The sequence below is a fragment of the Vibrio sp. Hep-1b-8 genome (assembly GCF_006124995.1).
In the GTDB taxonomy this organism is placed as follows: Bacteria; Pseudomonadota; Gammaproteobacteria; order Enterobacterales; family Vibrionaceae; genus Vibrio.
This window is the reverse complement of sequence record NZ_QEWN01000112.1, coordinates 88,774-112,533: the sequence shown is the minus strand read 5'-3', so window position 1 is coordinate 112,533 and position 23,760 is coordinate 88,774. Positions and strand designations below refer to the sequence as shown.

Sequence of the window (23,760 nt, the reverse complement as noted above, 5' to 3'; positions counted from 1 at the left end):
CTTTAGAGCTTCATAAGCCTCTATGAATGCTTGCTGTTTTGCTTTATCAAACTTGTGTGGAACGCCTTTCGGTTGCTTGTAGCTAAAGCCATTGTGGTGAAGCCATTTGTTCATACCAGAGACCGTATAATCAAGTCCAAATGCCTCTTTAACGTAGGCGACAATTTGATGAGTGTGAGAATAGGTTTTCTCAGTCAAATGCTCGATTAGGTGCATGGTTTGAGTAGCAGAAAGCTTGCTTTGGCTTCCGCCATTTTCAGGCTTAAGTTTTTCAGAAAGAACGTAGTCACTAAGGTGGCGTGCAACGGTTGATTCATGAATGCGAAGAGCTTGAGAAATCATGGTCTGACTCCACCCCTCTGTGGTAAGCAATACTGCTTTAATACGGTCACGCACTCGACCATCACGAGTAGAATCGTGCATTTGTTCGAGTTGCAGTTTCTGCTGAGGAGTCAGTGTAATTTTCATGGTTCGTAGCATGATCCTGATTCTAAATAAAATCAAGCATTTTCAATGATCAGGGGTATACTTAGTTAAAATCAGACTAGAAACGATAGCCTCGTTATAGTTACCTTTAGTTAGATTATCAGCATTGATTTGTATATCCTTCTTTAAGGAACTTATCTTTATTTCACATTGATTTTGCTTTTCGAAAATCCAATTTGCACTAGACTCACCCATCGCGATTATTTGAAAACTTATGCAATATAAACAAAAAACCATTACAAATTAATCACTTTAACCTCAGTTTCAAAATTTCTGGCGGAATGTTATCTAATTCTTTCAGAGCGTAATAAAAAATTTGGTAATCATTTAAGTCCAACTTGGCAGATGATGTTACTCAAAATTAGCTCCAAACCCTTCCCTTGCTCTAGGGCTGTGATCACCTCGATACATCACAGAAACCTTTAATATCTTACTGAGATAGCAAAGGTGTAATCTTTGGTATGTTATCGAGACAATCTAATCGTGAATAAGAAGTTCAGTAACAACGGTCATTATTGTGTTAGGTTAAATATCACTAAAAAGTGAGTTTTTGCGTTAAGCGTATGAATCGTCTTACACCATGAAATTTAAGTTAATTGTATTAATTAGTGTAAGGCTCATCACAGGTCGGCTTTTCTTTATATATGTAATACTTACACTTTTTTGAATACCACAGTGTATGGTATTCAAAAGAAACTCTCTCATTTGAAAGGTTTGTAAGTGTAATGAAAAAACCAGCTCCATCACTCTTACTTAAATCTTCAGTCGTAGAATCAATAAAGCAAAATTCTTTATATTTTTCTCCAGACAAAACGTTTAAACAAGGCCTTTTAATTGGGATATAAGCTATAAGCTCCCCAGTGTTACCAGTTCTATTGTCATAATTTTGCTTTAACTCTCTAATTTCTAAACTATTAGGAAGATTATTGCTAGCAAGCGTTATATTTGAAAAAACAAGCAGGTAACAAAACATGCTCTTATAAATATTTTTCACGTCTTTCTCTCCTATTCAAATCAACACCACGCCACAAGGTATTATTGACATCCATAACTTTCTCTTTAAAAATGAGAAGCTCAAAATCAACCAATGCAGGAACAAAACCTTCCCTTGTTCTAGGGCTGTTATCGCCTCGATATGTCAAGTCGACTAAAACATCCTTAACATTACGAGGTAAGTTATCCCAATCAACCACTCCAAATTTGGCTTTAACATCTGGCTTAGTCAGCAAGATGCGAGTCTTTTCTTCCATATAATCATAAACATCATTAAACATTAAGTGTTGTTGTTTACGTGTTATTGTCAGTTCATCATCAGTCAACCCTGAACTATCAAGAGACTCTAGGGCACTTGCTCTTTTAACCCCTTCGACACTGAGTAACCAATCCGATAATTCAGGGATTAATTCCTCCTCTTGAAATAGCGCTTTTAAGTCCAACTTAGCAGGTGATTGTCCCGTCGCTCCTGTGGGTGGATTTCCTAAATCTAAACCTCGCCCAATTGTAACACCTGATTGACCAATCACCACTCTACCAAAACATAATATTGATGGTAAGTAGCGTCTTAAATGGTCAATTAACCCAAAAGCACAATATCCAAAAAATAAATACATAACAGAACTGTTTTTACACCTCAACGAGCGACTTAATTACAGTTCCACTAATTATTTTTCAGATTGTTTAGCCCGACTATAAGCCTTATTGCTTGGTCGATTCAATAAAACACATCGCTCCGCTTATAGCGGATATTCTTTTATCAAGATAAAGTACCGTTAATATCCTACCGTATGTATCCCGATAATTAATTAGGCTAAATTTCAGACTTTACCTACAATAATAAAGGAAATAAATACTGACCAATAGAAGCCATTCGTATATTTGTACCCAACGCTCACTCCATCCTTTTTGCTTTTGCATAGAGGGAATTACTTCAGTGGGTCATTATCAGGTAGTGCTTTATGAATCCACATCGCCAATCGGTGTTTGATACTAGCACCATCCAGTTTGTTATCTGGTAGTGGTGCAATTTGCTTTGCATCAACTAAGAACAAGTAGATGGCCTTCACCCTGACAGGCTGTGGCGTACTGGGTAAGTCAAAGCCTTGCATTTTGGCCATCTTCTCGCCAATTTCTAACGCCTTCTTTACTAGCTTATCTTCGTTCTGGAGCTTTGCTGTTTTAGACATATCATCACACTCTCGTTACGATTCTTTGTGTGAGTATACCAAGTTGAATATTTATCTTAGCCACTAAGATCTCAATTTGAAAAAGGACTTTAAATTGTAAAGACGCCATCAAACGACATTATCATGCTCTCGCTGCTCATGAGCCGTGAAAAACGAATGTCCGCAGTCGATATTCAGAGAGAGGTAACATATGTTACCTCTCTTACAGTGAGGAACTTATTGATCTGAAGATCGCATAAAACCTCTGTGTGATTGGAACTCGTTCATATCAATGAACTCGTCATGGTTGGTATCAATGCGCTCAAACATCTCATCACTGCTTGCAGAGTTCGTTAATAAACGACCTTGAGACTTGCGAAGTGCCTGCCTTGGCTTTTGAAACTCCGTTACCATTTCATTTCACCCATATGCACTTTTGCTCCAATGTCGAGAGCCATCGGAAGCTGCGCATCCGGATAGTTTGCAGACATTTTGTCAATCAGTTGATCACTGTTACGACTGGTGCTCTTTGCACGCTGAAAATCGCTCAAATACGCTTGAGTGTAAGCAATTGTCGAGGCATCAAGCTGAGTGCCCGTTTTCATATGACCAGGAATCACGAGGGCCGGATTTAATTGCTGGATCTCCGTTAATTGTTCCTGCCACGCTTGCTGACTCTCATCCGACTGTGCATCTGCCATCCAAAGGTGAACCATGCCATATACGGAGACGTTACCTAATACAGCTTTGTCTCGATTACTTTTTTAACAGCTGGTGTCGTTAGAATTTTCGCTTCTGGAAATAGCCCATGTAAGACTTCCGCACCAAAGTAATAATCAGGATCAGCCTGACTAATAAAGATAGTTTTGAGCTCTTTTCCACTATCAAGCACTTTTGCCGCAATGCGCATTGCATCCGCTTTGGTAAAACCGGTATCCACGACCATTGCTTCACTGTCACCAAACTGAACATGATTATTTCTTATTTCGAGCATATAAATGGACAAACTCACCGCAGCCAAAGTCTTTGTTGACGTCGCCACGACTGGAAGCCAGACGACATGACGGTGTATGCACTTTACTCCTCAAGAAAGCACATGAGACCCGCTGTTCGAGCACTAATCGATTATCTAGCAGACTATTTTGCTCAGCCTCGCTGGTAATTCTCTGCTAAGCAGTGGTGGGGCTAGCGCCATTGCTGGGGCGTCCACTAAGCGCACCATCATCAACTGCGGCCAAAGATGCGACTAACACCAAGGCATCGGAACAACGGCGTCGCAAAATTATTCATGATGGTTGCCACTATAATGATTGCGATGCCCGCGATCTGATAGGTTGAGAAACTTTCATCAAAAAACATCGCCTGCCACAGAGCGGTGAACAGCAAGCTAGTAAATATCAACGGTGCCACTTGTGAATTGCTATCTGCCAACTTATAGGCTTTAGAGCGCAAGATTTGATTGGCAACCACAACCAATGAGAGAACCAATAAATACGCCCAAACAAGCGAGTTGTGTTGTGGTTCTAATACGATTGAAACGTCGACCTTTGACAGCCCCGACACAAGACACAGTGGCAATACGCTTATCGCCGCGATCAAAAATGTCCAACTGTTAAGCAGTGCCGGCGTTACCTCCTTTTTACTGGCACGAAATAGACAGACTTGGGAGCCTGCACTAAATAGCCCAGAGGCTAATCCAATCAGCAACTCAGGACTTAATTGAATGCCGCTGACATCACCAGCGAGCAACACGACACCAGCAAACGTGGCTGCTAAGCTAAATTTGGTTTCGGTCTTAATCTTGACCTTAAAAAAGATCTTCTCCAACACAGCAATAAAGAGTGGCCCTGTACCAAACAGCACAGAGCTTTCCACGAGTGTCAATCGGTTGAGTGATGCTATAAAACAGAGTTGGCATGCCGCAATGCACATACCTCTAATCACGATCGGCTTCAACAGAGCCGGAGGAGGCAAACGAATTTTTGTTGCAGCGACCAAAGCAAACAGGAGCAATGTCGGCAAAATAAATCTGAGAAATGTCAGCCATTCAAGGCTCAATATTTCTGTTAGTTTTTTTAAAGCTAAACCCGTTAACGACAAACTAAAGGTTGAAACGAGCATATAAGGTACAGCAAGGTTATTTATCAACATGATTCCTCCCTATAGGCGTGCCTATAGTAAAGGAATGACAAGGGCTTAAAAAACGAATATATTTAAACAAACATGTTAGATAAACTTACACATGAACAAACGACCACCTCTTAAGTCTCTTTACGCTTTTATCGCCGTTGCTGACACCGGTAGCATGACTAAGGCTGCTGAGGTACTTAGTGTCAGCCACTCTGCGATCAGTCAGGCAATCAAAAGCCTAGAGTCACTTATCGGGCAGCCGTTGTTTCAGCGTATAGGCAGGCAAGTTCGTCTCAATCCGATTGGTCAAAAGTACTACAATGACATTGCCCCTGCCTTAAAGACGATCGTCGATGCAACGGACGCGGTAACCCAAAAACCGCACTCCCATCAAATCACTTTAAATATGATCAACTCATTGGCGATTCATTGGTGGGTTCCAAGAGTGAATAACTTCCAACATTTTGCTCCCAATGTCGATATTCGCCTGTCTAATCTAGCTGGCCCTTTTAATCTGACTCAAGAAGGTGTTGATGTCGCCATCATTCATGGAAAAACGGATGAATGGCAAGATTATTACTGTGAAAAACTTGGCGATGATGAGCTTCTTTTGGTTTGTAGCCCCCAACTGCTCGATTCATCTCAACCCAAACCAAGCGCAGCGCAATTGTTGCAGCACTACCCCGCTATCTATGCACAAAACTTGCGAAGGAAAAATGACTGGAGTGTCTGGTGTCAGGGAAATAACGTCCCCGCCCCTAAGCAGCACAACAATTTGAACTTCATGGTCTCTGTCCATGCTATTCAGGCCGCCATACAAAAGTTGGGGGTTTTCGTTACTCACCGCCTATTTGTGAGAGATGAGATCAAGCATGGCTTTTTAGTGGAGATCGGCAAGCCTGTCACTAATCCTCATCAAGAGTTTTTCTTTGTGTGTCGACCAGAGAAACTTCGCAATGACAATGTCATGAAGCTGAAATCATGGGTTTGTAAAGAGTTTGACGAGTCGCGAAGCGAGCACCAGAGAGCGATACCAGAACCTCACATCGATTAACACCGCTCAGTTTGCGGTTACTTGATCAGTTGCAAAATCTGTTTGAACTCATCACTACGGCAATCTTTAACTAATTCATAAAGGCACATTTCAACGCATGTGATATCTATTCCTTTATGCTGTAATTTTCTGATGCTCAATTGCTTGTGTTGGGGATTTCGAGACGAAACACAGTCTGTCACGAGCTGTACATCATAATCCCGTTGGGAAAGGCTTAATACTGTTTGGTACACACAGATATGCGCTTCAATACCACACACTAGCCAAGTGCCGACATTGGCACTGCGAATAGCTTGAATAAACTGAGGCTGTGAGCAAGCATCAAATGTGTATTTACTTATAGGCGACGCACCTTGCAAATGCTGGCTTATCGCCTCTACCGTATCACCTAGTTTGGTCGGATTTTGCTCAAGCCAGACAATAGGCAAATCTAAGATTTGAGCACCTTGAATCAAGGTGACACAGTTTTTTACCAGCGCCTCAGATTCATCAACCAAACTGGCTAACTTCCCTTGAACATCGACGATGATCAATCCGGTATTGTCTCTGTCTAGCATGCTCTCTCCAAAGTAAGCGGTGCGTTAGTCGCGTCGAAAACTCCCGACTCCAAGATGATTAATTTGCCGTCAACTCTGCGAAAAACGCCCGCAGTTCATCATCACTGATCTCAAGAAGGTTATCACCGACATACCACTCGATAAGCGACTGATTCGGGTGAGAAGTCACTTGAGGATTCCCAAACCAAATGCCTCGATCAGTTGCAAACGCCTGTTGTAACGCCTGAGCCTGTTCAAAGCTAAACGGTAATATCAGGTGTAACATATTCGATTGTGGCTTGGGAGGATTCACCGCCAAAGTTGGAAACTCAGCAATGATTTCATAGACCTGTTTGGTACGCTCAAACAGAGAAGGGAGCCGAACCAGTCTCTCATCGAATTGCATAGCGGCTGACACCACGTAAGGCGTTCTATGGTAAACATTGCCACCTTGTCGCTTCATCCACATCGAGGCAAGTTGAATAAACGCCTTTGAACCTAGTAGCATCGAACCACCTAATCCATTGATGCCCTTATAAAGAGAGACATACGCCGTATCAAAGCCTTGAGCAATCTGCTGATACTCTTTTTGGTAATAAGCGGCCGTCTCCCAAAGACGCGCCCCATCCATGTGTAGATGGATGTTGTTCTCCGCGCAGTGTTGCTTAATACGTTCGAGCTCTTGCCATGATGGTAATTGCCCGCCAATCTCTCGCATTGGCAGTTCGTACAAAACCGCAGCGATTTCATCTGGCCAGGCCTGAAGATCTTCAAGCTTCCACGGCTTGAACTCATTCCCTACTGGCAAGATGTTGAATCGGTTTTGCAGCTGGTAGCCCTGCCTTTCATGAACATAAATATGGCTTGAAGGGTGCATCGCAACAATCGGATTGCGTTTCTGTCTGGTCACTAACTCAAGTACTGTCGGTTGGGTCATAGTACCGGTGATAACAAATAGACCTGCTTCGTAACCCAGTAGGTCGGCCACTTTTTGCTCGAAAGCCTGTATAGTTTCACCTTCACCGTAAACATCGTGGGCAACATTATGCTGTTCACACCACTGCGCCATTTTAGAAAAATGGACTGCCGGCGAATCTTCTTTGTTTCCAGGTAAATGGGTTGTACATAGCTGTTTTAGATGGATGCTCATTTTTCTTTCCATAGATTGTCATGCCAGTGGCAATCTAACGCGTTCGAGTTTAACTGTAAATCTTTCCAGAGCAGGAGCTTGATGCTCAACGGGTGAACCGCTTCTCACGCGATAATTTGTTCAATCACACCTCGGATTACTGGCACAATTGACACCACCAGCAGCAAGGCCATGGTCAGGTTAAACCAACGTAAATAGTGCTGCTTGGTCAACCAATGAAGTCCCATCTGTCTGAACATTTTTGGGCGGCAGCTTGATTGTCACAGGGCGCTGATTAATGTGCTGGGAAAACATTTGCTAACGCCACTGAGACGACGCTGATGCAATACCCACGTCACTCGGACAAGAAACTGACCAGAACGCCAAACAACCTTAACGGAAATCTCACCTGCTATTGACGAGTAGGATCGGTGGAGAGATATGATAGACACACTCCCCCGTAGGTAAAGGAACTGAATATGAAAAAGGCTCTATTTCTATTAACTGTTACCCTATTTGTGCTGGCTGGTTGCCAAGACGAACAACCACCACAGGCGACTCAACCTGTTGCTCAAGCTCAAGCAGAAATCATCCTAGATGCGCCAGCAGATAGCGCGCACACAGCAAGCAACGCATTAGACTGGAACGGAACTTATGTCGGTATTTTACCTTGTGCTGACTGTAGTGGCATCGAGACTCATATTACTTTGAATCATGATGGAAGTTACACTGCAACGCAGACCTATCTAGGTAAAGAAGATGGATATATCGAGTCGCAAGGTCAATTCCACTGGAATGACAAAGGCAATACCGTGACCCTAGAAAGTGAAAGTGGCGCAAATCAATACTTCGTTGGTGAGAATGTCTTGTTCAAGCTCGATATGAATGGCGAACGTGTTAAAGGTGAGCTGGCTGAGAGTTATCAGTTACGCAAACAGTAGCGATAGCCTCGCACTCAGATCAAAAAAGGAGCCCGAAAGGCTCCTTTTTTACTATTTACCATTTTTGTTGCGAATCATTCGGCGTAGACGTGAGCGGCGCTCCGCTTCACCCTGGCTGGCATCACTTGGATTGTTAGTACGGGTTTTACGGTTTTTAAATGCAGGTTTAGTGTGCATTTTTTCTATTAGAGCGTCGCGGTTCTTTGGCTCATAACCTTCTAGCTCTTTACGGTAGATACGTTGACCAATTAAGGTTTCCACCTGTTGAAGTGTTAGCTCTTCTTCACGGTTAACGAACGATACCGCATTACCACGCTGGCCAGCACGACCCGTACGGCCAATGCGGTGAACATAATCTTCAGCCAAAAATGGCATATCAAAGTTCACAACATGAGGTAAGTTCTGAATATCAAGGCCACGGGCTGCAACGTCCGTCGCGATCATCACGCGAGCCTTACCGGTTTTGAATTCTTCCAGCGCACGGCGACGAGCACTCTGCGCTTTGTCACCATGACAAAGCACGGCTTTAATACCATCAAGCTTCAGCTCTTTAAGTAGCTCGTTTGCCGTCTCTTTGTAGTTAACAAAAACCAGCACCTGCTTCCAGTTCTTACGGCCAATAAGCTCCGACAATAGCTCTCGCTTGCGCTCTTGCTCTACAGGGTAAACAACATGCGCAATGGTGTCAGCGGTCACGTTCTCTCGAGCAACAGAAACGCGTTTTGGTTGACGCAGAATTTGGCCTGCCAGCTTGTTCATCTGCGCTGAGAAAGTTGCAGAGAAAAGCATAGTCTGAGGTTTAGTGGTGACGCCAGCCATGATCTTTTCGATCGAAGCGATAAAACCCATGTCTAACATACGGTCAGCTTCATCGAATACTAGGTACTCTAGGTTAGCCAAAGAAACGTTATTGAGTTCAATATGCTCAATCAGACGACCCGGCGTAGCAACAAGCACATCTACACCCGCTTCAAGGGCTTTTTGCTGCGTTGCCATTTTCTTGCCACCAAAGATCGCAACGGTCTTGATGTCGGTGTACTTTGTGTAATCTTGGATGTTTGTCGCAACCTGTTCTGCCAGTTCGCGTGTCGGCGTTAAAATAACGGCACGCGTTTGGTGGCGATTAGCGGATTTGGCACTATCAAGGATATTCTGAACGATAGGCAAAGCAAACGCGGCTGTTTTACCCGTACCCGTTTGTGCGTTAGCTAGAATGTCATGTCCACGGCGAGCTAAAGGAATCGCTTGTTGCTGAACTGGAGTGAGTTTCTCATACCCACACTCAGTAAGAGCTTTCACGATTTCTGGAGAAAAGTTTTGTGATGCAAATGACATATCTTGTTCCTAAAGCTAACGACAAATTTAAAGCGTAACCCAAATTACGGTCGCTGATTATAGAGCATTAACGCCGAGATGGGAGTGTAAATGTGAAATTAGCCTAAATAACTCCTCATTTGACGACGTTCTCGCCATTATTGAACAGCCTGATAGTCCCCAAAAGAGCAACTTTGTGACGATTTCTCTTTACCCCGCCCCCCCCTCCATAACCACGTCTAACCTAGCATCACGCTATAATAATCAAGGGAATGGCGTCAGGTTTTGATCGCATCTCTTTCATAAGTCGTTACATAACTGGTACTTTAGTGCTTTACATCTGACCTCATACAATGAACACTCCCATTCGAAATTTGTATGTAAGCCAGCCCTATAGAGTCAGTAGAAAATTATGAACAGCACCACCCCAAAAAAATCGAATCCTCTATTCGAAATCTTATTTAACGTCGTCATACCGTCATTTATTTTAATGAAATTCAGCGGTGACGAACATTTAGGAACGGCGATGGCGTTGGTTGTTGCTCTGGCGTTTCCGATCGCTTATGGCGCCATGGATCTGATTCGCAATAAGAAATTTAACTTTATCGCAGCGCTTGGCTTTGTCAGTGTCTTATTAACGGGGGGGATCGGTCTACTCGAACTCGATACTCGTTGGTTAGCACTTAAAGAGGCTTTGATTCCAGGCCTGATCGGTTTGGCCGTGCTAGGGTCAACCTTTACTCGCTACCCATTTATGCAGAAGATGGTTCTAAATGACACCGTACTCAACCTAGAACTGATCACTGAGCGTTTAAAAGAGAATAATAAAACGCAAGCGTTCGAACGCTGCTTGATGTCATCAAACTATCTATTCGCGAGCACATTCGCCTTCTCATCGGCAATGAACTACTTCCTTGCGACTTGGATTGTAACAAGCCCCGCAGGAACAGCAGAATTCAATGAAGAGTTAGGTAAACTGACACTTTACAGCTATCCAATTATAGCGATTCCAAGCATGCTAATGATGTTCGGTATTTTCTACTACGTTTGGCGCCAAATCCGTGCCATGACCGCACTGGAAACCGAGCAGATTTTCCACGCTAAATAACCGGCTCTATCCTGACCTCAATGAATGCAAAACGTTCTCAGTAGCCTCTGACACAGAAGTACTAATTTGAATTATATTGGGCCCTATTCGATAACACGCAAGGTAATGTAATGACATTCCGGATTGATCTGCTTATCCAACAATATCCGCTCGTCGAAGAGCTTATCGGGCTCAACGAAACATCTTGGTTTAATCCTTCGATTACTTCTGTCGAAGAAGCACTACCGCATGTCGGACTTGATGCGATGGATATTCGAGATGCAAGTGAGCGATTACTACGCTTTGCTCCTTACCTTGCCAAAGCCTTTCCAGAAACAGCGCCAGCACAAGGCATTATCGAATCTGAACTGGTTTCCATACCTGCCATGAAAATGGAACTTGAACGACGATTTAACACCAGCATCGCAGGTCATCTACTCCTTAAAAAAGATAGCCACTTACCGATTTCTGGATCGATCAAGGCCCGAGGCGGCATTTATGAAGTATTGACGCACGCTGAAAGGCTCGCACTTGATGCAGGCTTGCTTACAAAATCCGATGATTACAGCCTACTGCTGAACGAATCTTTTCGTCAGTTTTTCAGCCAGTTCAGCATTGCGGTTGGCTCTACCGGTAACCTTGGAATGTCTATCGGTATCATTAGTGCCAAGTTAGGATTTTCTGTCTCGGTGCATATGTCTGCTGACGCCCGCCAGTGGAAGAAAGATAAGCTTCGCGATCACGGAGTGAATGTCGTGGTGTACGAACAAGATTACGGCGTCGCGGTTGAACAAGGTAGAAAAGAAGCTGAAAGTGACCCTAATTGTTTCTTCATTGATGACGAAAACTCTCAAACTCTATTTTTGGGCTATTCCGTCGCTGGTGAGCGTTTGAAGGCGCAGTTTGACCAGCAAGGTATCGTCGTCGACGAGCAACATCCTTTGTTTGTTTACCTACCTTGTGGTGTCGGTGGAGGGCCAGGTGGCGTTGCCTTTGGTCTAAAAATGGCGTTCGGAGACCATGTACATTGCCTCTTTGCTGAACCCACCCACTCTCCATGTATGCTTCTTGGGGTCCATACTGGACTCCACGACAAAATCAGCGTCCAAGATATAGGGATTGATAACATAACCGCAGCAGACGGCTTAGCTGTCGGTCGCGCGTCAGGCTTTGTTGGACGAGCGATGGAAAGGATGATCGATGGCTATTTCACGGTGACGGATGAGCGTATGTACCAACTGTTGGGTCAACTCAATCAGCATCAAAACATCCAGCTCGAACCATCGGCGTTAGCTGGCATGATGGGGCCAATCGTGGTGACAAACAGTCATGAATATCGGCTGAGAATGAAGTTTGCCAATTCCGTTATGAACAATGCGACTCACCTCGTATGGGCAACCGGCGGTGGCATGGTACCCGAACAGGAAATGCGTTCCTATCTAGCAAAGTCACAAGGCTGATAATGCGCTATACATTGGTATTGAGAACACTCATACCCATAAGTCGGTGACTAGCCCAATACTTTTTCAGCACTGGGTGAATCATGTTTCTGAGGGAAAAACTGCGCATGAATACCACTCGTTGCATCATCCACGATAGCCATGAGGCAAGAGCGTTCATTACCGAACCAGCAATGTGGACTGCCATCCATTTGCAACATAAGCCCAGCCAACGGCATACGCTCTCTGCATCAGCACATTCGTTGTACATTTTTACTCACTGTAGCCTTTGTTGCATTTCTCTGTTCATTGACACCCAGTATAGTTGAAAGGATGTCTATGAATCACACAGTTAAATCAGAATGAAATACCTAGCCCCTTCTCAAGAAAAGCCAGAAAAAAAACCGCTATCCAACTCCACATTCCTAAAGCATTCCACCACATAAACGCCTTAAATTTGACTGATTTTGTTGTAACCCGCTTACGAATAAATGGGTACTTAACCCAATAATCAAAGCAGCGGCTCCCTACCTCCCAAGACAATTGATATTTAGGGCGCATATAACCGTTATCGTCATAGTATTTGCCAAGGCCTTTTGCTAACTGCTTATCCATAAAGATAATATACTTAAAACTCCCTAATGAAATTACTGGCAATATAACTATCGCTGGAAAGCACCAAACAATTGCATAGATTGCAATAATTTTCCGAGCTGAAAGCAATAAAATGTCAATGAGTTCTGTCATTCTGTAGCCCACTCATACGCAAAGTCCGCTCCCCATTTACCAACTAGAGTACCGGTCATCCCACCAACACCACCACCTACAATAGCCCCACCGATTGCCGCAACAGCCAGCACAGGTGCGGAGGCAGTCACACCGATAGCCAAAGCAATGCCAGAAACAGCTGTAACAGCAAGCCCCACTCCAGCACCTCCACCTTTGACTCCACCATATATACCACCAATAAACCCAACGACTTCACGTGTCGTTGTCTTACCACATTCTCCCGAACCATCCACCTTGCACGCTTCAAAAATGTTATCAACACCACTGACGGCACCCACAAGTAAACCTACATAACCCACACCTCTGGCGGCAGAAATTCCAAGAGCAATATTACCAATCCGCTTCCCTAATTCTTTTACAAAACCAGTCTTTAATATTTCATCCGCATTGTGAACAACTGATTTAGTAGAGAGGCTTAAATTGCGTTTAATTTGGGTGTAGATGGGCAATTGAACGCTACGTTTGGATAGCATTGCAAAGGAACCATCCAGTTTTTTAAACAATGCGGAACGCTGATCAAAAAATCGCTGATTATTGGCATAGCCCACTTTTTGATTGGTTTCGACATGCTGCACATACAGGCCATTTATTTCTAATAGGACATTTTGAATATTCTTAAGGTTTTGCTCAACGATTGCAGACGTTGCACCAACCCCCACCGCTACCTGAGCATAAAAATCAAGAGGCAAACCATCCGATTCAATCCGCTCTTCCAGTTGATGAGAGAAAAGCTCGAAGTGACGGTTGAGTGTCGCTACCTCCTCATCCAATAGTTTTCCTAATTCCTTACTGGCAATCTTCGCTTGTTCAATCCAAAGATTGAGCAGCTCTCGTTCATCCTTTGTTTTAGGCTCTGTAGTTGGAAGAAGGACAATTTCACCCTCTCGAACGGGCTCGTTCAAATGAAGATTACAGCGCTTGATGGTCTGCTTTTGTTCCTCACTTGTCTCTGACGTAAAGAGGTTTGCCCACAATTCATCTTGTGATTGAGTGGTCGTCGATTGCATCCAACCAAGATGAAAAGTGCTATCCCATTGCTCAACGACCGCTTCATCTAGTGCTAGTACAGTATTTCTACCTACAACACCATCGGTCTTATCAAGATTGTAATGAGCATGAGTTGTATGCGTTGGTTTGTATGTCTGCTGAAAAGATTTAACCGCTTGCTCTGTTTTACTTCCAAAGATTCCTTCAACCTTTCCTTGATAGACTCCCACTGCTTTCAATGCTTCTTGAGCTTTTAATACTTCAAAGCTTTTCATCCCCATAGACAGTGAAGAAAACGAACCTTTCCCTAAAGCATTCATATTATATTCATTCTTTAACAGCGTTGATTTGAGAACGGGCCCGTGATTCACGTGAGATTTGTTCTCTTTGGGCAAAGAAGCCAATAGTTTAGCTCTTCTTCTTTCCCTTTCATCATATTCAGCTATCGCTGCATTTGAACGCCTAACCTGACTTTCCACCATAGATTTTTTCTCTTCTTCTGGGTCTATGATTTCTCTTGGGGGGTATTTGTAATCCATATTCCATCCATAAACTTTTTTAACATAATCCTATCAAAAGTCGGTGTTCATTATTTCAATGATGTTCAATTCGAAAGTTTACCCTTTAAAACAAATACCATACACTTAGATTCTCCATTAGAAGCTATTTCTGGAAGTAAAGTAGCCTTGCAGAGCAGATGAATCGTTAGAAAATGAATTACAGCTTAAAAGCGCATTGCATTGCCAAGCACTTATCCGCACCAGCAGTTTTGGACACCGAGTTAATTGGCAACTAGGCTTTTACCTTTCATACTTACCTTTAATAATCATTGTCTACCAGTTAAATCCTTAAACAAACTTACCAAATTAGAGGCTCAACTCTCTACGGAAATCTGTAGGCTAAATAATGCATATTTTGAATTGGCGAAGGTGTATCACGATATATTTAATGGTGCCTGTCCTTTAAGAGTGAAGGCCTAAACGCGGTGGGTAAAAATTAAACACTCATGCGGTCGCACTGAGGATCAGTTACTTAATAATGCTTCGATAGATGTACTTTGAAAAGATCACTAAAAAAAGAATCGCAACGACTTGGGGGATGCTCGGTATATATGGTGAACTATCCAAAGAAGGTAATGCATAGTTACCCTCGATCTCAAAATAGAGAACATTAACGACGAGTAGAACTAAATTGTGTATGCAGTGGGTAACAATGGATACTCGCAATAAATTATTAACATTTAATGGTGCCTGTCCTTTAAGCCTTGTGCTTTAAGCCTTACCATATACCGCGTTTATTATGTGGAAAAGCAAGATATTTTCTTGCCGCGACTAAGTGATTTGCTCTCTATAAAGCTTAGGGCTAACACCAGACTTGCGTTTAAAGACTCGTGAAAAATAGAGGGGATCAGTATAGCCGACAACCCTGCCTATCCTGTTGATCGAATAGTTGGTGGTCACCAAGAGTTGCTTAGCTCGGCTGACTCGTTGGTCGTCTCGCCATTGAGTAATCGTCATACCAACTTCATCACGAAATAGGTGACCTAAACGTGAAGCGGATAAACAAGTAAAATCCGCAATGTCTTCTAGAGAGAAACTTTGACTTAAATTTTGTGCCATATAGTTCATCGCCTCAATCACACGTGGGTCGAGAGGTTTATTGACGACATCTGGCTGGATACTTTTACAGCGAATAATCAGTTGTTCAAGAAGGTTGATCGCTAAATCATCGCGATAAGGCATATCGGATTTAGAAATATATTCTATATCGATAAATAGCTTCTCTAGCATTGAAACCGTGCTGCTTTCTATTCCCTTGGTTAGATATACCCCTTTATGCTGTTCGTGCCAGCAAAGCCACTCGTTCCAAAATGCACGTGGACGAAAATAAATCCATCGGTGGAACCAAGAGGCATTGTCTTCTTTGCGATGATAAAAGTGAGTCGTACTCGGTGGAAAGAGCAGTAAGTCACCCGCTTTTACATCGAAAGCGTCATCACCATGGAAAATAGTACCCTCTCCTTGGCTGGTGAGGTTAATAATGAAACCTTTCATACCATTTGGTCGATCAATGACAAAATCTAGCTCATCTCCTTCAATAATAGGAGTGAGGCCAGCCACAAGGTGAGCGTCAAAGTTATACCCGGGCTTTAATGGATCATTGTTTTGCATGCGTTATCTACATTGAGGTTTATGTCAGTTTATTCTGACTACAATAAAGTGTCACCGTGATTCCTCACAGTTTATCCAGAATAATCCACTGTTTAGCAGAAAACGCTTCTCTGAAAAAATCGGTCTTCTCCGTTTTGGATAGAAAGTCACTCGGCAGACCGTCTCTTCTATGTTGCCAAGGGAAGTGAGGTTTAGGGGTTGCTTCCTTATCAATAGGGCACGGTAGATGTTGGATTTCGTGGCGGATATCTAAACGTGTAGGTACGCTATTGCGCGCTAGGTATTCAATCACCAGTGCATCGTCCGAAAAATGGTAATTCATGTTAATCGACAACGTTTCTGAATGTTGCACCTGACACCACTGCTCTAGCCGATCCGTTTTGTGACGAAACTTCCAGTTAGCTTCCGATACAGAAATCAGGTTTCCGTTATTCATAACCTCAATAACACCAACATAATGAGTTTCACCATCGTATTGAAGTTCAAAACTCGTGGGGTGCGCACTGGCGAGCTTAAGTACCCAGCATGATTTATCCAATTGATAAATTGGAGTAGTAACTACATCTGTATCATTCACAAGTAGGCTCCAAAGTGCTCCCCTCAGGGAGCACGTTCATTGGGTACATTAACAACGGTAGTAAACCCCGTTGTTACGAAGGTCTTGTTTAAATTGACGTAGGTTGGTGTTGTTATCAATAACAACCATTTCAATACCCAGGATCTCTGCGTAGTCAGCAAGCATTGGCAATGTTACCGCTTGGCTATATACCGAGTGGTGTGCTGCGCCAGCATGAATCCAAGCTGCCGCCGCGATATTTAGATTCGGTTGTGGTTCCCACAGAGCATGTGCGACTGGTAGGTGCGGCAGTGATTGTGGTGGCGTTACTGTATCTAATAAGTTCACCACCATTCTGAAGCGGTCACCAAGGTCAATGATGGAGACATTGAGTGCTTCGCCAGACGCGCCGCTAAAAATCAATCGTGGAATATCACAACGGCAACCGATAGTATGACGGTGGATTTCCAGTTTTGGTTTTGCAGCAGCAATCGACGGACAAACCTCTAACATGTGCGCCCCAAGTACCTGGCCTTTACCTCCAAAGTTATAGGTGTAGTCTTCCATGAAAGACGTACCGCCTTCTTTACCTTGCGCCATGACCTTCATAATATGAGTCATCGCTGCGGTTTTCCAGTCGCCTTCGCCACCATAACCAAAGCCTTTGCTCATCAAGCGCTGTGTTGCTAAGCCCGGAAGATTTGTGATGCCAGTTAGGTTTTCAAATGTGTTTGTGAAAGCAGTTGCTCCGACTGACGTCAAGAACGACTCCATACCGAGTTCTAAGCGCGCCTCTTGAACCATTAGTTTTTTCAGCTCAGCATCGCTGAATAGCTCTGGAGACATTTCGTATGTTGAGGCGTATTCATCCAACAGGCTGTTTACGTCAGCGTCAGAAACTGAATTCACCACATCGCTCAACTCGCCGAGTCCGTAGGCATTGACTTCGTAACCAAACTGAATCTGCGCAGAAACTTTGTTGCCTTCTGTGACCGCTACTTGACGCATGTTGTCACCAAAGCGTGCGACCTTCAGTTGTTGACCCGCGTTCACACCGATTGCAGCACGGCACCAATCATCAACGTCTTTATGCACTTGCTCGTCTTGCCAGTGACCTACGACGACTTTACGTTCAATGTTAAGACGCGTGCCGATGAAACCAAACTCACGACAACCGTGCGCACTTTGGTTTAGGTTCATGAAATTCATATCGATTTCATCCCACGGCAGTGCTGCGTTGAATTGGGTGTGAAGGTGTAAAAATGGTTTGTTGAGCTGTGTTAGGCCAGCAATCCACATTTTTGCTGGAGAGAACGTATGCATCCACAACATCAAACCGACACAGTCAGGGTCGTTATTGGCTGCACGGCATACCGCTAGGATTTCGTCAGGTGTTTTTACCGTCCCTTTATTTGCGATAGAAACCGAGATGCTTTCAGCCGCATTAAGTCCAGCAACAATTTCTTCGCTGTTGTTGGCAACACTTTCTAGTACTTTGGGGCCGTAAAGGTGCTGAGAGCCTGTTACAAACCATACTTGTTTTTCATTGAAAGCTTTCATCTTGTGTCCTTATTTTTTGGTTTGACCGTAGTAGGCGTTGGCGCCGTGCTTACGTAAATAGTGTTTATCGAGAAGAGCTGGATTTATTGCGCTGACGTTAGCGTTGATTTGCAGGGTTTGCAGTGCCATACCTGCAACAACCTCAACCACAACTGCGTTGTGAACCGCCTGATGGGGATCTTTGCCCCAAGTGAACGGCGCATGCTCTTTAACAAGAATCCCAGGTGACGCCATGACATCAGAATCACCGATGGTTTCGACAATGACCTTGCCAGTATTGAGCTCATAATCCGTCGCAATCTCTTCATCACTTAATGCGCGTGCACATGCAATTGGTCCGTAGAAATAATCTGCATGCGTTGTACCTAGAGCTGGAATAGCTTTACCTGCCTGAGCCCACGCTGTTGCTTGTGGTGAATGGGTATGGACGATGCCACCGATTTCTGGGTACTGACGATAAAGCTCCAGATGTGTAGTGGTATCGGACGATGGATTAAGATCGCCTTCGACAATTTGCCCTTGCAAGTCAACCACCACCATATTTTCTGCACAGAGATCGCTGTATTCCACCCCGCTTGGTTTGATGACTACGAGCCCAGATTCGCGATCAATCCCTGAGACATTCCCCCAAGTGAAGGTCACGAGGTTATGGCGTTCCAAATCGAGATTGGCTTGCCATACTTGATGACGAAGTGCTTTGAGCCTGTCAGATAGTGACGACACTTCATTCAAAATGCTTTGTTCAGGCATCTTTTCGCTCCTGCTTTTGATGGAATTCCGCAATTTGCTCCATATGTTGACCAAATTGGCGATAAGTATCGTAGCGCTGCGCGCGCAGTTCTTGAACGCTTGGATTTGGTTGGTATGTTTGACGGACAGGGCTTGCCATGACGGCTTGCGCTGCATTGGTATCTTGGTAAACACCAGCGGCAACCGCGGCAAATATCGCTGCACCGAGAGCACAACACTGATCAGATTCGACAACGATGATCTCGCGACCAATCACATCAGCACACATTTGCATTACGTAAGGTGATTTTTGGGCGATGCCGCCAATAGCAATGACGCGCTCTACGTTGACATCTTGATCGATGAAACAATCAACGATAGCTTTAGCGCCGTGTGCGGTAGATTCAACTAAGGCTGAGAAAATCGCGGGTGAAGCACTGCCAAGGTTTAAGTCGCAAATTGCACCTTTTAGGCGTTGATTGGCGTAAGGCGTTCTTCGTCCATTGAGCCAGTCCATGGCCACTGGTGTGTATTGATCGATCCCTTGCTGTGCAGCGGCATCTGACAACATTGGCAGTAGCTCAGAAGCAATTTCGTCTGCTGTTTTAGCGAAGTCTGGATGTTTCTCCGCATAAGCTTGCAATGGCCACATCAGGACATTTTTGAACCACGCATACATGTCACCAAAAGCAGATTGACCAGCTTCTAGAGCGAGCAGGTTAGGCATTGCACTGCCTTCTACTTGGCCGCAGATGCCGTGAATTGTGCGGTCGCCCACTTGGTTAGCGTCAACCATGAGAATGTCACAGGTTGAAGTGCCGATAACTTTCACTAAATCATTGGCACCTGCACCCGCACCAACGGCGCCCATGTGACAGTCAAATTCACCAATCGCAATGGCGATACCTTCTGGCAGCCCTAATTTTTCTGCCCAGCCTTGAGACAGGTAACCAGCAGCTTGATCCGAAGTAAACACTTCGGTAAACATGCGTTCACGCATGCCATCCAAAGTTGGTGAAATTGCACTTAAAAACTCTTGGTCTGGCAAACCACCCCAGCTGTCGTGCCACATTGCCTTGTGTCCTGCCGCACAAATGCCGCGCCGCAGTTTTTCTGGATGCTGAGTTTCTGCCAAAGTTGCTGGAATCCAGTCACAGAGTTCAACCCAACTATAAGCTCGTTCGGCGACTTTATCGTCCTGTTCGCTTACCCATGCAGCTTTTGCCCAGAACCACTCAGATGAATAAATTCCACCGATATAGCGTGTGTAATCGGTAAACTGGCCTGAATGCGCAAGCTCGTTAATCAGATCCGCTTTGGTCACTGATGTGTGGTCTTTCCACAGCACAAACATCGCATTTGGATTGTTTTCGAATTCGGGTAATAGCGCGAGAATGGTACCGTTTTCATCAACTGGAGCTGGTGTTGACCCAGTTGTGTCAACGCCGATACCAACAACTGAAGCCGCAATTGATGCTGGAACCGTGGTTAGCACTTCTTGAATTGCGCTAGTCATTGCATCTAAATAATCTTGCGGGTGATGTCGGAACTGCGATTGAGCTGGCTGGCAATAAAGCCCTTTCATCCATCTGGGGTAGTAAACGACAGAAGAGGAAACTTCTTGGCCTGTTACTGCATTTACGATAAGAGCACGTACGGAATCCGATCCGAAATCCAAACCAATTACATGCTGCTGTGTGTTCAATGTATCCATGACAACTCCAACGTTTGGTCAGCAAATTAAATCTACATAAAGTTATAGCTAGAGCTTGCCATTTATCCCATAAAGAACACCGCTATATTCATGGACAAAAACGTCGAGCGTGATGTTTTGTGGCACTTGCATCAAATTATTGAAGGTGTTTACTTCTTGCTCAAAAAAGATAAATTTTAACGTTTGCCACGCTATAATCGTGATTTATTCTCATAATGGAGAATAATTGGGAACTGTGTCATATCCTCTGTGGCTAAATGAATGGACAAAATTGCTACATTTTTTTGCTGTGATTCTCGTCACTAATAATCTTGTCAGAATGTTCAAATATGTATAGCGAACACTCACCTCTACCAGTGGATGGATAACAATGAAACTAAAAAAACTACTCACAATTGCAGCTCTAGCTGGCATGACAATGCTCAGCGCGTCTGCTAACGCATTTTTCGGCTCAGATGATGGAATGAGACTTGGTTACCTAGTTAAACAACCTGAAGAACCTTGGTTCCAAACCGAATGGTCGTTTGCAGAAAAAGCCGGTAAGGATCTCGGCTTTGAAGTGGTTAAGATGGCGGTGCCTGATGGCGAAAAAACCCTAAACGCTATTGATACGCTAGCAGCGCAAGGGGCGAAAGGTTTCGTGATCTGTACTCCAGATCCGAAATTAGGTCCTGCGATTATGGCAAAAGCAAAAAGCTATGATCTGAAAGTGGTTACCGTGGATGACCAATTCCTTAACGCGAAAGGCGAGCCGATGACAAATGTCCCTCTTGTCATGATGGCGGCTACCGCAATCGGCGAACGCCAAGGTAACGAACTATACAAAGAGATGCAGAAACGTAACTGGGATGCTTCTACAACAGGTGTCATGGCAATTACAGCCGATGAGCTTGATACAGCACGTCGCCGTGTAGATGGTTCTATTTCTGCCCTAAAAGCTGCTGGTTTCCCTGAAGGGCAAATCTATCGTGTACCAACCAAAACCAATGACATTCCTGGTGCATTGGATGCAGCAAACTCACTGCTGGTTCAATACCCAGATGTCAAGCAATGGCTTGTGGTTGGCATGAACGATAACACCGTGCTTGGCGGCATCCGCGCGACGGAAGGTCAAGGCTTTGGTGCTGACAATGTCATCGGTATCGGTATCAACGGCGTAGATGCAGTGAACGAACTGGCAAAATCTCAACCAACAGGTTTTTATGGTTCATTACTACCTAGCCCGGACGTTCATGGCTACAAGAGTATCGAATCGCTTTACAAGTGGGTTAAAGAAGACGTTGAGCCAGAGAAGTTTGTTGAGGTTACTGACGTTGTTCTTATTACACGTGAAAACTTCAAAGACGAACTAGCTAAAAAAGGGCTATAAGCTCAACTTGGGTGACGGCTGCTTTGGCCGTCGCCAACTGATTTAACGGAGAGAATGTCATGGCGAAGTCCCCCTCTTACCTAGAGTTTCGAAATATCTCGAAGCACTTTCCAGGTGTTAAAGCCTTGAACAACGTTAGCTTTCGCGCGGATGCGGGGAGTGTTCACGCTTTAATGGGTGAAAACGGTGCTGGTAAATCGACTCTACTCAAAACTTTAAGTGGTTTTCACCAGCCTACCGAAGGCCACATCGCTATTGATGGTAAAGAAGTCGCTCTAAACTCCACCAATGATGCTCTTGATTACGGCATCGCGATTATTTATCAAGAGCTCAACTTAGTACCTGAGCTTACGGTTGCTGAAAATATTTACCTTGGTCAATTACCGACAAAAGGCGGCCGAGTGGATACTGAAACTCTTAATAACAATGCACGTGTTCAGTTAGAGCGTTTAGGTGAAACATTTGACCCTTCTTGCCAACTAAAAGAGCTGTCCATTGGTCAATGGCAAATGGTTGAAATTGCAAAAGCGCTCAGCCGCAATGCACAAATTATTGCTTTTGATGAGCCTACAAGTAGCTTGTCACAGCGTGAAATTCAGAATCTATTCAAGGTAATACGCGAATTGCGAGACTCTGGAAAGATTATCATGTACGTGTCACACCGTATGGAAGAAATTTTCGACTTGTGTGATGCCATCACCATCTTTAAAGATGGTCAACATGTGCAGTCCTTCCACGATATGTCAGAGCTGACTCATGACCGCTTGGTTGAACTGATGGTTGGCCGTGAAATCAACGACATCTATAACTACCGTTCTCGTGAACTAGGTAAAAGTGGCCTGCGTATAGAAAACTTCGAAGGCCCAGGGTTAAGCCAGCCGCTATCAATGGATATCAAACAAGGTGAAATTTTAGGGTTATTTGGCTTAGTGGGAGCTGGACGAACCGAGCTAACTCGCCTTATTTTTGGTGCCGATAAGAAAAGTGCAGGAGACCTGTTTCTTCACAATATCAAAATTGGCGTGAAAACCCCGCAAGATGCCATTCGAGCTGGCATTACGCTGTGCTCGGAAGACCGCAAAGCCGACGGCATCTTTCCTATCATGTCGGTTCAAGAAAACACCAACATTAGCGCTCGCTCTTGGAATCTAAAGTTCAAAAGCTTGATTGATTTCGACTGGGAGAAAAAAAACGCTTCGAAGCAAAAAGAAGCACTTAATGTAAAAGCTTCTTCTTTAGAACAACCTATTGGAAAACTGTCCGGTGGTAACCAGCAGAAAGTCATTCTTGGCCGTTGGTTGTCAACAGCAATGAGCGTCATCTTGTTGGATGAGCCTACCCGCGGTATCGATGTTGGAGCAAAGTCAGAAATATACGAACTCATTTTTAAGCTGGCGGAAAACGGGGTGACCGTACTCGTCGTTTCCAGCGACTTACCGGAAGTATTGGGTATCTCAGATCGCGTCGTTGTCATGAAAGAAGGCGCTGTGACCGGTGAATTACAACGCGACGAATTTAACGAGCAAACTGCGCTTCGTCTGGCAATGTTAGACCAAGAAGGTTCGGCCGCCGCTTAACTCTTAACGCTTAAAAATTAAGGAATATTT

Annotated in this window: 24 protein-coding genes and 2 pseudogenes; 7 read left to right on the top strand and 19 right to left on the bottom strand. The window is 44.2% G+C overall.

Annotated elements, in window-relative coordinates:
- The 6 genes and pseudogenes from DA100_RS14175 to DA100_RS14155 all read right to left on the bottom strand — a co-directional run.
- Window positions 1-468, bottom strand: a 468-nt coding sequence (locus tag DA100_RS14175) for a winged helix-turn-helix domain-containing protein (protein ID WP_171052223.1), incomplete at its 3' end; no start/stop codon positions are given.
- 619 nt (window positions 469-1,087) lie between these two features.
- Window positions 1,088-1,480 (bottom strand): hypothetical protein, encoded by a 393-nt coding sequence (locus tag DA100_RS14170; RefSeq protein ID WP_138972738.1) that lies wholly within the window; start codon window positions 1,478-1,480, stop codon window positions 1,088-1,090.
- Window positions 1,464-2,096 carry a hypothetical protein gene (locus DA100_RS14165; RefSeq protein ID WP_138972737.1) on the bottom strand — a complete coding sequence of 211 codons (633 nt, stop codon included), beginning with the start codon at window positions 2,094-2,096 and terminating at the stop codon, window positions 1,464-1,466. Before DA100_RS14165 ends, DA100_RS14170 begins: the two co-directional genes overlap by 17 nt.
- A gap of 312 nt (window positions 2,097-2,408) precedes the next feature.
- Window positions 2,409-2,669, bottom strand: coding sequence for a DUF5062 family protein (locus DA100_RS14160; protein ID WP_138972736.1), 261 nt, complete (start codon window positions 2,667-2,669; stop codon window positions 2,409-2,411).
- 216 nt (window positions 2,670-2,885) lie between these two features.
- The gene (locus DA100_RS21005; protein WP_171052222.1) at window positions 2,886-3,062 is read right to left on the bottom strand and encodes a hypothetical protein; all 177 of its coding nucleotides are present in this window, start codon (window positions 3,060-3,062) and stop codon (window positions 2,886-2,888) included.
- Window positions 3,056-3,612: pseudogene (locus DA100_RS14155) on the bottom strand (MBL fold metallo-hydrolase); the annotation flags it as partial. The pseudogene DA100_RS14155 and the gene DA100_RS21005, both read right to left, overlap by 7 nt.
- A 78-nt stretch (window positions 3,613-3,690) precedes the next feature.
- Here DA100_RS14155 and DA100_RS21360 point away from each other — a divergent pair.
- Window positions 3,691-3,810 (top strand): annotated as a pseudogene (locus tag DA100_RS21360) (LysR family transcriptional regulator); the annotation flags it as partial.
- A 62-nt stretch (window positions 3,811-3,872) separates the two neighbouring features.
- Here the strand turns inward: DA100_RS21360 and DA100_RS14145 are convergent.
- The gene (locus DA100_RS14145) at window positions 3,873-4,799 is read right to left on the bottom strand and encodes a DMT family transporter (RefSeq protein ID WP_240800925.1); all 927 of its coding nucleotides are present in this window, start codon (window positions 4,797-4,799) and stop codon (window positions 3,873-3,875) included.
- Between the two features lie 91 nt (window positions 4,800-4,890).
- On the opposite strand from DA100_RS14145, the gene DA100_RS14140 reads away from it, so the two are divergent.
- On the top strand, window positions 4,891-5,832 hold the full coding sequence (locus tag DA100_RS14140) for a LysR substrate-binding domain-containing protein (RefSeq protein WP_138972735.1): 942 nt from the start codon (window positions 4,891-4,893) through the stop codon (window positions 5,830-5,832).
- A 17-nt stretch (window positions 5,833-5,849) separates the two neighbouring features.
- On the opposite strand, the gene DA100_RS14135 is transcribed toward DA100_RS14140, so the two are convergent.
- The 3 genes from DA100_RS14135 to DA100_RS21535 all read right to left on the bottom strand — a co-directional run bounded on the left by DA100_RS14135 (window position 5,850) and on the right by DA100_RS21535 (window position 7,745).
- Window positions 5,850-6,389, bottom strand: a complete 540-nt coding sequence (locus DA100_RS14135; protein WP_138972734.1) for an isochorismatase family protein — start codon at window positions 6,387-6,389, stop codon at window positions 5,850-5,852.
- Window positions 6,390-6,447: 58 nt separating this feature from the next.
- Complete coding sequence (locus tag DA100_RS14130) at window positions 6,448-7,518, bottom strand: beta-eliminating lyase-related protein (RefSeq protein ID WP_138972733.1); 1,071 nt, start codon at window positions 7,516-7,518, stop codon at window positions 6,448-6,450.
- A 104-nt stretch (window positions 7,519-7,622) separates the two neighbouring features.
- Window positions 7,623-7,745 carry a hypothetical protein gene (locus DA100_RS21535; RefSeq protein WP_276608345.1) on the bottom strand — a complete coding sequence of 41 codons (123 nt, stop codon included), beginning with the start codon at window positions 7,743-7,745 and terminating at the stop codon, window positions 7,623-7,625.
- 231 nt (window positions 7,746-7,976) lie between these two features.
- Between DA100_RS21535 and DA100_RS14120 the strand changes: the two genes are divergently transcribed.
- A complete protein-coding gene (locus DA100_RS14120) occupies window positions 7,977-8,438 on the top strand; it encodes a copper resistance protein NlpE (protein ID WP_138972732.1) in 462 nt (153 codons plus the stop codon).
- A 51-nt stretch (window positions 8,439-8,489) separates the two neighbouring features.
- On the opposite strand, the gene DA100_RS14115 is transcribed toward DA100_RS14120, so the two are convergent.
- Window positions 8,490-9,773 carry a DEAD/DEAH box helicase gene (locus DA100_RS14115; protein WP_138972731.1) on the bottom strand — a complete coding sequence of 428 codons (1,284 nt, stop codon included), beginning with the start codon at window positions 9,771-9,773 and terminating at the stop codon, window positions 8,490-8,492.
- A gap of 391 nt (window positions 9,774-10,164) precedes the next feature.
- On the opposite strand from DA100_RS14115, the gene DA100_RS14110 reads away from it, so the two are divergent.
- A complete protein-coding gene (locus DA100_RS14110) occupies window positions 10,165-10,860 on the top strand; it encodes a VC0807 family protein (RefSeq protein ID WP_138972730.1) in 696 nt (231 codons plus the stop codon).
- 110 nt (window positions 10,861-10,970) lie between these two features.
- Window positions 10,971-12,299 (top strand): D-serine ammonia-lyase, encoded by a 1,329-nt coding sequence (dsdA, locus tag DA100_RS14105; protein WP_138972729.1) that lies wholly within the window; start codon window positions 10,971-10,973, stop codon window positions 12,297-12,299.
- A gap of 7 nt (window positions 12,300-12,306) precedes the next feature.
- On the opposite strand, the gene DA100_RS14100 is transcribed toward dsdA, so the two are convergent.
- The 8 genes from DA100_RS14100 to DA100_RS14065 all read right to left on the bottom strand — a co-directional run bounded on the left by DA100_RS14100 (window position 12,307) and on the right by DA100_RS14065 (window position 20,784).
- Window positions 12,307-12,549, bottom strand: a complete 243-nt coding sequence (locus DA100_RS14100) for a hypothetical protein (protein ID WP_138972728.1) — start codon at window positions 12,547-12,549, stop codon at window positions 12,307-12,309.
- Between the two features lie 86 nt (window positions 12,550-12,635).
- Window positions 12,636-13,025: a hypothetical protein gene (locus DA100_RS14095; protein ID WP_138972727.1), complete on the bottom strand. Its 390-nt coding sequence runs from the start codon at window positions 13,023-13,025 to the stop codon at window positions 12,636-12,638.
- Complete coding sequence (locus DA100_RS14090; RefSeq protein WP_138972726.1) at window positions 13,022-14,593, bottom strand: peptidoglycan-binding domain-containing protein; 1,572 nt, start codon at window positions 14,591-14,593, stop codon at window positions 13,022-13,024. The genes DA100_RS14095 and DA100_RS14090 overlap by 4 nt, the downstream gene beginning before the upstream one ends.
- A gap of 792 nt (window positions 14,594-15,385) precedes the next feature.
- Window positions 15,386-16,225, bottom strand: coding sequence for an arabinose operon transcriptional regulator AraC (araC, locus tag DA100_RS14085; RefSeq protein ID WP_138972725.1), 840 nt, complete (start codon window positions 16,223-16,225; stop codon window positions 15,386-15,388).
- 64 nt (window positions 16,226-16,289) lie between these two features.
- The gene (locus DA100_RS14080; protein WP_138972724.1) at window positions 16,290-16,802 is read right to left on the bottom strand and encodes a hypothetical protein; all 513 of its coding nucleotides are present in this window, start codon (window positions 16,800-16,802) and stop codon (window positions 16,290-16,292) included.
- 48 nt (window positions 16,803-16,850) lie between these two features.
- Complete coding sequence (gene araA, locus DA100_RS14075) at window positions 16,851-18,341, bottom strand: L-arabinose isomerase (protein ID WP_138972723.1); 1,491 nt, start codon at window positions 18,339-18,341, stop codon at window positions 16,851-16,853.
- Window positions 18,342-18,350: 9 nt separating this feature from the next.
- Complete coding sequence (locus DA100_RS14070) at window positions 18,351-19,091, bottom strand: L-ribulose-5-phosphate 4-epimerase (protein WP_138972722.1); 741 nt, start codon at window positions 19,089-19,091, stop codon at window positions 18,351-18,353.
- A complete protein-coding gene (locus DA100_RS14065) occupies window positions 19,084-20,784 on the bottom strand; it encodes a ribulokinase (protein WP_138972721.1) in 1,701 nt (566 codons plus the stop codon). Before DA100_RS14065 ends, DA100_RS14070 begins: the two co-directional genes overlap by 8 nt.
- A gap of 370 nt (window positions 20,785-21,154) precedes the next feature.
- On the opposite strand from DA100_RS14065, the gene DA100_RS14060 reads away from it, so the two are divergent.
- Both DA100_RS14060 and araG read left to right on the top strand, forming a co-directional pair.
- The gene (locus DA100_RS14060) at window positions 21,155-22,153 is read left to right on the top strand and encodes an arabinose ABC transporter substrate-binding protein (protein ID WP_138972720.1); all 999 of its coding nucleotides are present in this window, start codon (window positions 21,155-21,157) and stop codon (window positions 22,151-22,153) included.
- A 59-nt stretch (window positions 22,154-22,212) separates the two neighbouring features.
- The gene (araG, locus tag DA100_RS14055) at window positions 22,213-23,730 is read left to right on the top strand and encodes an L-arabinose ABC transporter ATP-binding protein AraG (protein WP_138972719.1); all 1,518 of its coding nucleotides are present in this window, start codon (window positions 22,213-22,215) and stop codon (window positions 23,728-23,730) included.
- Window positions 23,731-23,760: the final 30 nt, after the last annotated feature.